The 14,208-nt window shown below is 37.6% G+C and carries 10 protein-coding genes; 6 read left to right on the plus strand and 4 right to left on the minus strand.

Translation table 11 applies throughout. The features are described 5' to 3' along the window. Positions 1–319 precede the first annotated feature (319 nt). Together J8L70_RS10305 and J8L70_RS10310 are read left to right on the plus strand one after the other, a co-directional pair. Positions 320–493 carry a hypothetical protein gene (locus tag J8L70_RS10305; RefSeq protein WP_211055490.1) on the plus strand — a complete coding sequence of 58 codons (174 nt, stop codon included), beginning with the start codon at positions 320–322 and terminating at the stop codon, positions 491–493. Next, positions 490–2,523, plus strand: a complete 2,034-nt coding sequence (locus J8L70_RS10310; RefSeq protein ID WP_211055491.1) for a DNA phosphorothioation-associated putative methyltransferase — start codon at positions 490–492, stop codon at positions 2,521–2,523. The genes J8L70_RS10305 and J8L70_RS10310 overlap by 4 nt, the downstream gene beginning before the upstream one ends. 263 nt (positions 2,524–2,786) lie before the next feature. On the opposite strand, the gene dndA is transcribed toward J8L70_RS10310, so the two are convergent. Continuing rightward, a complete protein-coding gene (gene dndA, locus J8L70_RS10315) occupies positions 2,787–3,914 on the minus strand; it encodes a cysteine desulfurase DndA (RefSeq protein WP_211055492.1) in 1,128 nt (375 codons plus the stop codon). Positions 3,915–4,047: 133 nt separating this feature from the next. On the opposite strand from dndA, the gene dndB reads away from it, so the two are divergent. The 4 genes from dndB to dndE are packed head-to-tail and all read left to right on the plus strand — an operon-like array spanning position 4,048 to position 9,094. Then, positions 4,048–5,139: a DNA sulfur modification protein DndB gene (gene dndB / locus J8L70_RS10320; RefSeq protein WP_211055493.1), complete on the plus strand. Its 1,092-nt coding sequence runs from the start codon at positions 4,048–4,050 to the stop codon at positions 5,137–5,139. Then, positions 5,129–6,796 (plus strand): DNA phosphorothioation system sulfurtransferase DndC, encoded by a 1,668-nt coding sequence (gene dndC, locus J8L70_RS10325; RefSeq protein WP_211055494.1) that lies wholly within the window; start codon positions 5,129–5,131, stop codon positions 6,794–6,796. Before dndB ends, dndC begins: the two co-directional genes overlap by 11 nt. Further along, positions 6,786–8,744, plus strand: a complete 1,959-nt coding sequence (gene dndD, locus J8L70_RS10330; protein ID WP_211055495.1) for a DNA sulfur modification protein DndD — start codon at positions 6,786–6,788, stop codon at positions 8,742–8,744. Before dndC ends, dndD begins: the two co-directional genes overlap by 11 nt. Beyond that, positions 8,744–9,094: a DNA sulfur modification protein DndE gene (gene dndE / locus J8L70_RS10335; RefSeq protein WP_211055496.1), complete on the plus strand. Its 351-nt coding sequence runs from the start codon at positions 8,744–8,746 to the stop codon at positions 9,092–9,094. Before dndD ends, dndE begins: the two co-directional genes overlap by 1 nt. Here the strand turns inward: dndE and J8L70_RS10340 are convergent. From J8L70_RS10340 to J8L70_RS10350, 3 genes are read right to left on the minus strand one after another with little or no spacing between them, the layout of a single operon-like run. After that, on the minus strand, positions 9,089–10,078 hold the full coding sequence (locus tag J8L70_RS10340) for an O-methyltransferase (RefSeq protein WP_211055497.1): 990 nt from the start codon (positions 10,076–10,078) through the stop codon (positions 9,089–9,091). The genes dndE and J8L70_RS10340 overlap by 6 nt on opposite strands. Before the next feature lies 1 nt (position 10,079). Beyond that, positions 10,080–11,378, minus strand: a complete 1,299-nt coding sequence (locus tag J8L70_RS10345; protein WP_211055498.1) for an ATP-binding protein — start codon at positions 11,376–11,378, stop codon at positions 10,080–10,082. 22 nt (positions 11,379–11,400) lie between these two features. Next, complete coding sequence (locus J8L70_RS10350; RefSeq protein WP_211055499.1) at positions 11,401–14,205, minus strand: sigma factor-like helix-turn-helix DNA-binding protein; 2,805 nt, start codon at positions 14,203–14,205, stop codon at positions 11,401–11,403. Positions 14,206–14,208: the final 3 nt, after the last annotated feature.

Raw genomic sequence — 14,208 nt, forward strand, 5'->3', positions numbered from 1 at the left:
GTATTACCAACTTTAATTATGTCGCGTTGGCGATGGCAACCAAGGGGCGCATAGCGCCGTACGCCCCTTGGAACCCCACGGCGCCCCGAGGATCACACTGTTTCCTCAAGTTAAAAATTGGTGTGAACGTAAGCGCCGTGTATTCGCCATCCATGGCGAAGTCACGGCTTAACTTGCATCCATGCAAGTGATTACTCATCAATTTATAACTTTCGGGTGTGATCACGGGGGAATTATCTTCACATCGTTCTTTAAGCAAAATTTGTCGATATGCGAAGAGTTATGTATATTAAATTTATACTAAGTTTGAGTAACTTAAATGACTAATCAAGATCAAAAAGGGAAATGGCTTTCCAGTAAAGAGGCGATGGCGCACCTAAAAATAACGGGCTGTGAGCTTATGCACCGTCGCGAGCGGAGTGATCTTAAGTTTGAAAAGCGCGGACGGGCGTATTTTTATTACGTTGAAAATCTCGAAAGTATAAACAAATGAACTACCCTGAGTATCGTGATTTAGTAAAAAACCTCAAACATGGTAAATCATTACCAACAGCTATCTATTTACATAAAAGCTCATTAGAAAAAGCCCTGTCACCTAAATTATTCAGCTTCGTAGAAAGCATCATTCAAAAGCTTGAAGTAAAACAGCCGTGGAACCTAATAAAGCTTTATAAACGTGACTTAAAATTTACGCTACTCAATTACCCTGACTTTGATGAATACGCATACCCCTCACTACATACCAGTTATACAATTGACGCCGATGAACTAACAATAAAAACTACACACTACAAGAGTTCAAATAACCCGCCTATCTTGCACCGTAAAGAAACCTTTGTTTTACCTAATTACCCTCAATACCTATTATTTAAAGATATTACCGATGAAGGCGAGCAAATAGGTCTATACCAAAACACTAAGAGCATTGGCTTTAAGAGCCAGTGGAAAAACTTAATTAAGCGCAAAGGCTACGAGCTGGATAAGCAAGGCAGGCTACATAAAATAGCAGAGTTACCAGAGCCCATAACAGAACAAGAACCACAAACAATACAACGACATTTAACCGCAATAAATCGTGATAGGCTTTCAGCGCCTTTTCAAAAGCTGGCAAAGTATGGTTATTTAAATGGTGATTACTCAATACTTGATTACGGATGTGGCCTGGCAGATGATGCAACAGAGCTTGAAGCTCACGGTTTAAATATTAACGCATGGGATCCAGTACACAGGCCAAACGGAAGTAAGCAAGCAAGTGATATTGTTAATTTGGGCTTTGTACTCAATGTTATTGAAGAGCAGCAAGAGCGAAAAGACACTTTAAAAGCGGCTTACAAACATACTAAAAAATTGCTTTTAGTATCAGTAATGCTCGCCAACGAAGCCAAGCAAGAGCATTTTAAGCAATACAAAGATGGCGTAATTACTAAATGGAATACCTTTCAAAAATACTATAGCCAAGCTCAAATAAGAGCTTACATAGAGCAAACCCTAAACGTTAAAACTATGGCGTTTGGGCAAGGTATTATCGCTATTTTTAAATGCCCAAAATTAGAAGAGGCACATCACCTAGAGCTGCAATTTCAAAACTATAACTGGCAACACATAACCCAAAGGCCACAACCAAAAGCATTACCCAAGGCCCAACAAAAAACCTTGTTTGAAAAGCACCAAACCCTGCTTGATGATTTTTGGCAACACTGCCTACACTTTGGCCGCTTACCTACAAATGACGAGTTTGAGCAAAGTACAACATTGCGTAAATACTTTGCAAGCCACAACAAAGCATTTACCCTACTGCAAAATTACTACGAGCAAAATGAATTTGAGCAAGCTAAACTAAAACGCAAACACGATTTACTGGTTTATTTTGCACTTAGCCTATTTGGTAAACGCCAAGCTAAAAGCCACATGCCTGCAAGGTTAACGCGGGACTTAAAAGTACATTTTAGCGATTACAACCAAGCTTTAGAGCAAGCAAAGCAACTGCTTTTCTCAATTGCAGAGCCCGCTAATATTGGAAATGCCTGTTACCAAGCTTTTGAGCTAATTCAGCTTGGTGAATTACACGACAGCCACTCGTATATGTTACCCACTCGTCACTTAAATCAACTCCCCGCTATATTACGGGTTTACATAGGTTGCGCTGTGCAACTTTATGGCGACATTGACGACGTAGATTTAGTAAAAATACACATGCGCTCAGGCAAAGTGACATTTTTAAAATACGATGATTTTAATAAAAATCTACCACTGCTCACTGAGCGAATAAAAGTGAAAATGCTAGAGCAAGATATAGACTATTTTTATTACGGCGATATTTATCCCTACCAGCCCTTTTATAAAAAAATAGATTATTTACATAAAGGCAGTAGCGAATACAAAAGCCAACAACGGTTTGATAAAAAACTAGCTGATATGCTTAAAGGCGTAGCCAAAGCAGAGTGGCCTAACTGGCCCATATTACAAAAGGTATTTGAATATTGGGCTGTGGAATTAAAAAATAATAAATTTTATAAAAGATAAAAGCCTTTTTAAAATGCCAGCTTGCTGGCGGCAACCAAAGGGCGAATACCGCCGTCCGCCCCTTGGAACCCCACGGCGCCCCACAACTCCACTTTCCTTTAAACAAACAATCAATATGAACGTAAACGCGATGAAAGCACATCCATGTGCAAGCATCGCTTTTCTCGCATCCATGCGAGATAATTACTCATTAATTATCTGTTTGCAGATGAAGTTGAAGGGGGATTATCTTAGCTACGGAGCATAAATAGACTGAATCAATATCACAACTTTAACTGTTCCAACTTCTCAATTATTTCAGAAATAGGCAATGACTCTGTCATATGTCCCCATGAAACCCTTATAGCACCAGCAATACGTTTTTCATCTAACTGCATTGCCGTTAAAACATGTGAAGGTGTATAACTTGATGATGTACATGCTGAACCATTAGATACAGCTGCAATTCCTTTTAACACCACCATAGCAGCTTCAGAGTTTATATTTGGCACTGAAAAATTAAGTACAAATGGAGATGTATTTTCACCGTTGTATTGAGCATCAAGTGTATTTAAGGCTCGTACCAATTCATTTTTTAATTTTTGTGCATGCTTTTGCCATGCAGCTGCATTTTTCTGTGCAATCTCACACGCTAAACCAAAACCTGCAATAAGTGGAACGGCTAAAGTACCAGGTCGTAGTCCTTTCTCTTGCCCACCACCAAACATAATTGGTTTAAGTGGTGGCTTTAAAAAGCCACGCTTTCTCATTATTAACGCACCAATACCTTTTGGGGCATACACTTTATGCCCACTTGCACTTATTAAGTCTACTCGGTCATTTTTTAAATCATCACTTAATTTTCCAAAGCTTTGCGCTGCATCGATATGTAAGTAAGCCTCATGTAATTCAAGTACATCACATATATTTTTAACAGATTGAATCGAACCCGTCTCATTATTTACGTGCATTATTGATACAAGCAAAGTATCTTCTTGAAGTGTTTTTTTTAGCTCTTCAGGCTTTATAGCTCCACTTTCATCAACTTCAAGGTAACTTACAGTAAAACCATTTTTTTCTAAATGTTCAATTGGCTCTAAAACAGCTTTATGCTCTATTCGTGTTGTGATGATGTGTTTTTTATTATTCGCTTCTCCAAACTCTTTTAAGCCTAAAATTGCAATATTATTGCTTTCGGTTGCACCACTGGTAAAAATAACTTCAGACTTATCTGCATCAACTACATCTGCAACTTGCTTGCGTGCTTTTTCAACAGCCTTTTTTGCACTTGCACCAAATTCATGAGTACGACTGCCAGCATTGCCATACTCCTCTAAAAAAATTTCTCTAACTAAATCAGCTACCTCATCAAGTACTGGCGAAGTTGCATTCATATCTAAATAAGTTGTCATTAAATCCCCAAATAAACTCATATCTATGCAAGACAGTATAAAGTTATTCATGTAGAATAGCTCGCCACAGTGTTCGTACGAACAAACAATAAAAGTCACGAACAAATTAAACTATAACTGAATTACGATAGATATGAACCAAATAGTGTCAGGAACTTCATTCCCCGCAATAAAGGGAATGCAAGCAAAAACAGAATATTACATTGTAATGTGCCCACTAAAAAGGCTTAGTAAGATATTTACTTTAGATGAAGGGCAATTACCTGTAGACCAACGCGCCCAACGTATTATCAACGAAGAGCGTATTCCTGATATTGCAAACTACATTCTAGATAGTAGAGATAACTATGTTTTTTCTGCTTTAACAGCATGTATAGATGGTTTAAGTGAGTTTGTAGCAATAGGTGAATCTAAACACGAACAAAAAATTGGTACTCTTATTATTGATGAAGACGCCGAGATTTATATTACTGATGGGCAACACCGAAATGCAGCAATATTAGAAGCTTTAAAAGCAGATCCAACACTTGCAGATGAAACTATTTCAGTCGTTTTTTTCACAAATAAATCACTGGAAGAGCGCCAAAGGATCTTTAAAGACCTTAATCTTTATCCAGTAAAAACCGATAGCTCATTGAGTATTACTTACGACGATAAACCAGATGCAATTTTATCTAAAACAATCATATTCAGAAGTGAACAATTAACAAAGTTAGTGCATATGGAAAAAAGTAATTTAGGGCCTCGTTCTAAAAAACTAATTAGCCATAGTGCCGTAAATAAAGCTAGTAAATACTTACTTGGTACAATAACTAAAAGTAACTATGGATCTTTAATTCCTATAGCCTATGAGTTTTGGCATGAGGTACTCAAAAATATGCCAGCTTGGCAGCTTGTATGCGATGATAAAGCATCAGGTGGAGAATTACGCGACGAATCAATACATGCTCATGCAGTAACCTTTCATGCCCTCGGTCTTTTAGGATTTTATTTACTTAATAATGAGCCAAAATGGCACAATAAACTTAAAGGCTTACAAAAAATAAATTGGAGTCGTCATAACCCTGACTGGAACCGTCGCTGTGTAAATAACAAGTCAATGACAAATAATCGCAAAGCAGCTGAGCTCACCTGCATTCAAATTAAAACTTATTTAAAGATACCACTTACCGACAAAGAAGAGCCGGTAGAAAAATCATTCATAGAGGAACGAAATGGCTACTGATAAAGGTGTACAGTTCCATTCGGCCTTTGGCGAAACTGGCTTAAAAAGCTCTATTCGCCAAAGCATCGATCATATAAAAATGCTTTACCAAAGTGACTCAATCCCATGGGTAATTGGTTACAGCGGCGGTAAAGATTCAACGGCAATACTTCAATTAACTTGGTATGCCCTGCAAGAGCTAGTGCAAGAAGGTAAATGCGAGAAAAAAGTACATGTAATCAGTACAGACACCCTTGTAGAAAATCCAATTGTAGCAATGTGGGTAGGTAAGTCTCTGCAGCGCATGAAAGAGCAAGCAGACGAGCAAGGCTTACCAATCGTGCCGCATCGCTTAACTCCAGCAGTTAAAGACCGTTTTTGGGTTAACCTAATAGGTAAAGGTTACCCAGCCCCTCGTTATAAATTTCGCTGGTGTACAGATCGCTTAAAAATATCGCCATCGAATACATTTATACAAAACATGGCTGATAAAAACGGCGAAGCTATTTTAGTACTCGGAACACGTAAAGCCGAAAGTACAGCGCGTGCAGCAAGTATGGAACGCTTCGAAAGCTCAACGACCAATACTCGAAAAGCGCTTGGTTTAACCGAAAACGGATCGCTTGAGCGCGTGTGGGTTTATACCCCTATAGCTAGCTGGAGTAACGACGATGTTTGGGTGTATTTAAATAGTGTAGATAACCCATGGAACTTCCCAAATCATGACCTAATGGGCATGTACCAAGGCGCAACAGAAGGTGGGGAATGCCCTCTTGTTGTTGATAAATCAACGCAAAGTTGTGGCGATAGCCGTTTTGGATGTTACGTATGCACAATGGTATCTGAAGATAAATCAATGAATGCCATGATCTCAAACGATGAAGAAAAAGAGTGGATGTATCCACTTGTAGCACTTCGCAATGAGATTGAAGTGAACGATGCCAACCGCGCTAAAAAAATTGAAAAATTAACTCGTGATAAAGCCAATCGCGACTTTAGACGTATGAACGGCAACCTAACCGTGCATGTATCTAAACACGGTGCAGATTTAGTTCCTGGCCCCTATATACAATCTTTTAGAGAGCATTTGCTGGGTAAAGTATTAGAAGCACAACAAGCTGTACAACACCTTGGGCCAGAAGAAGTTAAAGATCTTGAACTACTGCCACTAGAAGACCTTGAAGAAATTCGCCGAATTTGGCTAGAAGAAAAGCACGAGGCAGAAGACAGCGTGCCAAAAATTTACCAAAAAGTACTTAAAAGAGAATACCCGGGTAAGCAACGCGCACACCACCCTATTCTTAATTTAGATGTACTTAATAAATTAAAAGCGCATTGCCAAGAGCAAGGCGACGAAGACGGTTTGCTATACCAACAAATGCGCTCAGTAATGAGCATTGCTAATAAGCATAAAAACCAGTTACGCAGAGCCAAACTCTCTGACGAGCTTGCACAAAGCCTCGATAAAGGCGCGTTTAATAACTTATTTGAAGCAAAGCAATTTGCATTAGAGCGCGAACGCCACCGCTTACAAATACAACTAAATAATTCTCCTAATTTAACTGAAGATGATAAAGCTGCAATTCAAGAAAAAATCATCATGGTAACTAAGTCGATAAAAGAACAAGGCTACAGCTCACTACTTATCGATTTTGAAGAGGTACACGATGATAATTAAACAACTTACCCTTGAAAACTTTGGTATTTATCAGGGGCGACACGAAGTTGATTTAACCACCGCAAAAAATAAACCTATTATTTTATTTGGTGGTTTAAACGGCGGCGGTAAAACAACCTTTTTAGATGCATTGCAACTCGTGCTTTATGGTAAACATGCGAAGTGTTCTAACCGTGGGCATCAGTCTTATAGCAGCTTTTTAAGCAGCACCAAAAACCGTTATGTTGGCGATCACGACACCGTTGAGATTTCACTTACGTTTACACACACAACCGATACCACAACCAAAGAGTTTGTTGTTGTACGTAATTGGAAAACCAACACAAAAGACGTTAAAGACAAAGTAACGGTTTACTGTAATAAAGAAGAAGATAGCCACTTAAGCCAATACTGGGATGAGTTTGTAAATGAGTTTATTCCACTTAGCCTGTCTGACTTATTCTTTTTCGATGGCGAAAAAATCGAAAACCTGGCACACCCAGACAGAAGCGCCGATTTAATAAAAACAGGTATTGAAAACTTACTTGGACTAGACCTTCTTTCGCAACTGCATATCGATTTAAATAACGTTGAGCGTAAGCGTAAAAGCGATAATTTAGAAAGCAGCGTAATTGCCAAAGTTGAAGCCTTAGAGGCTGAAATTGGCGACCAATCAACACTTGTTTCAAATCTTAAAACAGAAATAGCAGCGCTCGAAAAGCGCGCTAGCGATACTAATTTAAGTATTAATAAAGCCCGTCAAAAGGTTCGCTCTGCGGGCGCTCACTTAATTGAAGAGCGCGACTCTATTAAATTTGAACTCGGTGCTATTGAAGAAAAGCTCAAAGCCAATTTAGCCGAGCGCGTAAAATTGGATGCCGGATGCGGACCGCTTGGTTTAATACCTAATTTAATTGCAAGCACACAAGCACAAATTATAAAAGAAGAGCAAGCAGTACAAGCTAATGTTATTCAAAGTGCTATTACTGAGTACGAAACCACAATTACCCAAACGCTAATTAACGAAAATGTGCCACAAAGCGCACTTAAAGCGCTTAATAATAAAATGGCTAGTTTGGCTAAAGAGCGTGAAGAGCTCGCCAATACAGAATGCTACATTGGCAGTAATGCGGCCATTTTTAATGGCCTTGATGAAAAAATTGCGCAAGATAAGTTAGAGCGTGAAAACTTGCTAAAAGCTCGCGAAGGGCTCCTCGAGCAACAAGCATTGTTTGATAAAAAGTTAGAGTCGATCCCTGATTATGAAACTGTGCAACATTTATTGAGTGAACTTTCAGGGCTCGAAGCCGAGCTTAAAAACGATTTTGTTTTAATAAAACAAAAGCAGCAATTATTACAGCAAGCGCAAGCGCGCGACGAAGTATTAAACACTCGCTACGCAAACCTGCTAACCCAGCAAAGCAAAGACACGTTTGAGCAAAAACGTGCAATTCAAGTAGCAGAACATATTGGTAAACTTAAAAATACCATGAAGTCATTTGCAGATGAGTTAATACGTGAAAATGTAACAGGGCTTGAAGAGCACATAACAGCTAAGTTTTTTGATCTTTCCCGTAAAAACAACTTAATTACCAGCGTTAAAATTTGCCCAGATTCATTCAAACTTACGTTGCTTGACACCAATAAAAAACCAATGTCGCCAAGCCGATTATCCGCTGGTGAAAGGCAGTTACTGGCTATCGCTATTTTATGGGGATTAGCAGAAGCGTCTGGTAAAGAAATCCCAACCGTTATCGATACTCCACTAGGGCGTTTAGATGGTAAACACCGTACTAAGTTAATTAATAACTACTTCCCTAAAGCGTCAAGCCAAGTGATTTTACTATCCACTGACGAAGAAATAACAGGGCAATATTACACGCAATTAAAGCCTACTATTTGCCGTGAATACCACATTAATTACAACGAGCAAGAACAAACCTCAACCTTTACTGAGGGGTACTTTTAATGAATACCACACTCCATACAATTGACTCAATTAAGCTCTCTGAAAAACAAAAGCAGCAACTCGTTCGCCTTAAAAGTAAAACAGGCATCGAAAACTGGAACGTATTATGTCGCTGGGCGCTTTGCATGTCGCTCGCTGAAGACTCAATACCACCTGTTGAGGAGATCCCCTCAGACAGTAACGTAGAAATGAGCTGGAAGGTGTTTGCAGGTGAATATGCCGATGTATATTTAGCCGTGCTGCGTGAAGCTTATCAAAAACAAAGTGCACACCTAGAAGGCGTACACTTTGGCGATTTTGTTAAGTTACATTTAAATCGTGGGATTAGTTTTTACCAAAACCAGTTATGAAATCTCTGAGTCTGTAAACAATGGTAAATATTTATATATTTTTGAGAATTGGATAATTTCTGATGGAGGTATTATACTCTCCATCTTTCTCATAGCTCCCTTTGATGCTTTGGGCATTATCTCCAACAAAGCTTTAATTTCTTTCATAGTTAAACTTGGGACTTCGATTTGATAATATTCTTTGTCATCGCAATAAAAATCAAATGCATCTAAGCGAGTATCTTCTATCTTAGCTAGATCTTTTTCATTATTAAAAAATGTAAAACCAAGTGTGGACATCTCACAACCATCTTGATAATTAAAATTAACAATTTGCTTAAACTGTATCTTCTCCGAAGCGCCTCTGTTCTTAATTTCAAGCCTTTTAGTCAAGCAATTAATTATAATCTCTCGTAAAAGTCTTGAATAATCATCCCACTTTTTCAAACCTCTCAGCTCTAGCTTGTGCGGGAGATAATTTTCGCCGTGAACGTCTCGAAGATACCTTTCAAGTTGTTCTTTCTCTGAGGTTATATTCGGATATTTATTCCTTAACTCCAAAGACTTCAATGGTCTACTGTTGTAACTAATAAATAATACACTCCCAGTCTCTAATCGTTCGGCCAAAGATGCTATATCAGCTAAACAACTTTCTTCGAGAAGACCATCAAAATCCAGCCATATAATTGATTTATTTTTATTTAGTTGTAAATTAGGCAAAATATCAGAGGACATTCCATACATCATTTCGATGCAATTAAGGGGTTTATTGAAATCATACTTTTTACGGTTCCCCTCATCACCTTCAATACTTATCAATTTATTTATATGAAGGTACTTATGAAACATTAAAAAATCTGTGAAAAATTTAGAACCAAAGCCTACATAAGTATAATCACTCATCGGAAAATTAGACGAAAAACGAATCAATATATCTCGAAGCATTTTTCTTTCTATATTTTTTGCAATCCTAGTTGAGTAGTTGATTTTTCTTGAACTATTCATTCTAACACTCGAAATCTAAGTAGTAGTCAAAAGTTAGTTTCCCTGCTTCACTTGCACTACTTGCTCCAGTTGCTTCCTTTACAAGGCTAAGCTTTTCCATTTCAACCTGATAAGAAACTGTCCCATATTTAGCTGCGCTAGCTTCCATTTTTTCTGGTCTAATAAACTCAGCTTGCTCAGTATTTGCAGCGCTGTAAATGCTGACTGTTTTTGCATTGCTTATTGCTAACTCAAGGACTTGATCATTTTTTTCGAGCCTATTTTCAGCAACTTGTTTTCTCTCGGCCTCCCTTTGATTTAAGAATTTAATTACTGGCTCAATAGCTCTTATCATCAATTTATTAGCAAACCTATATACAGAGCTATCTATGTCAACACCGGTTTTAGTCGTTGTCCAAGGTAGCTTTGAGGAGTCAGAGGACTCAAACTCAACAACGCCTCTGAAGAATGCAAATCGGTCATGGTATTTAGGTATGCTATTTGTGCCCCATAAACTTTTAAAAGTTTTCTCTGCATTTTCAACTAATCGTCCGTTACAAACGATATACCAACCACCTTTTATTAAATCCTGTTCTGCAACACCAGCCCTTACAGTAATATCCACACCATCATAAGTTTCTTTTAAATAAACACTTCCTAGCTCTTCAGATTGTTTAACTTTTATATCGTAATGTTCTACTGGATCGCCATTTATAAAAATTTTTAAACCTTGGTTAATTCTCTTGAAATAAGCAATTGCAACCTCCTCTTTGAATAACCTTATAAACTCATTATCCTCAAATTGCTCACTCACAGAAGGAAACAAGTCAACTACTTCAATGTAAGTCCCTTCTGGCTTATTAGGTTTTGTAATTTCTAATAAGTTAAATTCCCACTTATCCGCTGTCGCTGCTAGCCATTCGTTAACATTTACTTTTAACTCAAATGCCCCAGAAGAGAAAATAGAACGAACAGTAAAGTTGTTACCTAACTTAAAAAGAGTACGTTTCATACCAACGCCAAATTGACCTACAGAATTAGGTGTTTGACGTAAAGCCTTGGAATCACGCCCGAACCGGAAAGCATAGTGTTTTGCAATATCAATATCGAAACCACCACAATTATCTTCTATTCGAAATTCATCCTTACTTAGTGTAATAAAAATCTCTTTCCCCATAAGACTTTCATTATCTAATGAGCAAGCAGCATCGACGCTATTGTCAATCAAATCTAAAATAGATCTATTAAGAGGAATATCTCTTGTTAGCATCGATATAAAAAAATCTTTTGTAGGATTTGCATCAACTGCAATATTTTTCATTTTAGGCTCTCTTTATTATATTTTACTCTTTAAACCAAAGTCGCTGTTCTTTGTAATACTTCGCACCTTCGTTTATCAAAATACCCGTTACTGTTGTATCTGTATCTATACCAGTTAAAGCATGCACTTTTGCATTGATTTCTATAATGCTCATTGGCTTAGTCATACCATCTAATATTTTTCTCACGGCCTGTGCATTTGTATAACGTCTAGTGTCATCCCCCCAATCCGCAAGCCCGAGGAACATAGAGCGACCAAGATAAAAACGCGCATCCTGTTGCGCTAAGCTCAGTAAGGTATAACTTTCTGGTAATTCTAAACCTAAGTTTATTTTATCTAAAAAGTCTTCGACCTCAGTAACATGAATACCTTTTCCCTCATTTTTCAAGTGGTTATACAGAACATTTAAGTACTGAGTGATATTTTCAGGCTCAATACTAATGTCTCTTTCGTAAAGCCCCCATGTATCAGGACCTACTTGTAGCATTCTCTCAGTTGGCTGAATTTGTAAAGAGTCATGCACTCCCCTTACAACCTCTAACCGGGCCTTAATTTCTTTACCTTTTAATGGTTTTCCTGCGTCTTCCAATATTTTTGTAAAAGCATCAGCCATATCAACTCTATCAGATGGCTTTTGCCCAGAGTCTGCTCTTGCCCAAACATTTTTATTTAAATATGTAAGTTCGTCACAATCTTCAAGAATTATATTTAAAATATACATATCGAGATCTTTAGGTAATGCTGGGAATTTCTCTTTTAAATATGTAAGCAACTCAGTGACATGCCACTGTTTTGCTAAAGGTCCTTCGTAAAGCGTTTTGGCAACAACTGTGCGAATATGGTTGCATATTAAGTCTGAAATAGGATTAAATTTAGGTAAACCGTAAGTACCACGACCAAAAAGTTTAGCTCCGAGCCTTGCCAACGAATTATGTGCGGTTCTTACATCCACTTTTTTACCTAACAGTGCAGATGCCCTCTCCGCTAGTTCACTGTAGTGTAATGGTGATTCTGCTTGCTGCAATACAGTAAAAACGGCACTTTCACTTGACTTGCCATAAGCAATTAATACTTCGTCCTCAGAATTGAACTGCAAGGTATCATTGAAAGTGTCTAATAAAACAGGTAACAGCTCTACCGCGCCTTTACTTTCTAAATCAGCTTTAAATATTAGTTTTATATCGTCTCTAGTCCAGCGGCACTCACTTGCTTTAGCTCTTAGTGACTTTCTAAAACCACTAATAAGGCTATCCCAGTCATCCTGGCTAATCCTCGAAATTACTACGGCGCCATTTATAGTTAATAGCTGTATTTGATTCTCTGAGAAAAGTTGAATTATTGCCGCTAAGTGTTGGTAATTTCCAATAAAACCTGAAAACCAATCATCTTCAACTTCTAGCATTTCTAGATATAAAGGTTGATCCCTATCTATCAATAAATTACCAATTTTTATGGCAATACAATCATCCCAATATTCAGTATCTATAATTTTACTAATATTCTTTTTTTGTATTTGCCGTATGCGCTCTCTGGTCACGCCAAGTAAACGCCCTACCTCTTCTAAAGTTTTTATTGGCTCTTTATAACCAGTACGGTATTCAAGAATAAGCCTCGCATTCTCACTTAACAACGCTAATGAGTTTTCAAAGTGTTGTTTGAGTGGAACTTGTTTTATATGCTCAAATGTATAATCGTCCGATTGATTCTCATATTCTGAAGTAGGGCCATTTATTATATTATACGGTTCAGTTAAGTTGGTATTTTTTAATGAAGGATTTGGAAGCTGAAAAGTTAATTTGACAGCACTTGCTATTAACAATTCACACAAGTCTTTGGCTGATTTTTTCCCAAAGTTAGGCCAACTAAGCATGTCAGGGAGTGAAATACCAATTGCATCTTTTAAAAAGAAAATACCTTGAATACTAAACACATTACTCGTTCTTACAGTTAAACCTAGTTGGCTAATATGTGCATTTAGGATAGGTGATGGAAGCAGAGGTATAAGCTGGCTTGGATCCTCAGTATCTATTGATAGCTTGAGCTGTTCAAACCTTATTAAATCTAACTCACGGCTAACTTGATCAGTAATCTCATGCCTCTTTTCTAAATACGTTTTGTCATCAAAAATAAGTAACTTTAAACATTCACTTTCCAAACTAGGGTTTTCATCTTGTAATACTTTTAACCAACCAGTAAACTCCCTTTTAGCACTTAATGCATAAAACAATCCATTGCTAGTTTTTCCAAATATTTTATTTGATGATGAATGGCTATAGTCTGAATCTTTACAATGCCTATTCAGTTCAACGTTTAAAACACTAATTGGTTTTTTTGCACCAAAATTGAAAAGGTTACGATCTATAATATGTCCGTAAATCTCCTCTTTAGACATAGATTGAGATGTTGACTCCAAGACTTCTAAAGCCGCAGAAGTAATCGTATAATTTGCTTCTGTCTTAGCGCTAGTTTCCTGTACTACATTTTCCGTTACAGGGAGGTCATCCTCTATCTCAATATCGTAACCAAAGCCTGACAGCAATTGATAAAGGGGTATTTTACTATTATTTGCGACCTTATTACTTGTTCGGTACTCTGCAGGTAAGGCCCACTTTACACTTGAAGAAACAAGTATACTTTCCTTGAAGTGTTCGATTTCCTCATAACTCGGTACTTTTGGACGCATAAAGCCAATATGTATAATACCGACCTTATTAAACATTTTTTCGTTGCTCCACAAAGTGTAGATCGAGTTAAGCTCTCGATGAACCGTCACATCAACAGAGCCATTATCATTTACAATACAAAAAAACATCTTTAGTGCTGACATACC

This window comes from Pseudoalteromonas sp. MMG010, assembly GCF_018100905.1.
GTDB lineage: Bacteria > Pseudomonadota > Gammaproteobacteria > Enterobacterales > Alteromonadaceae > Pseudoalteromonas.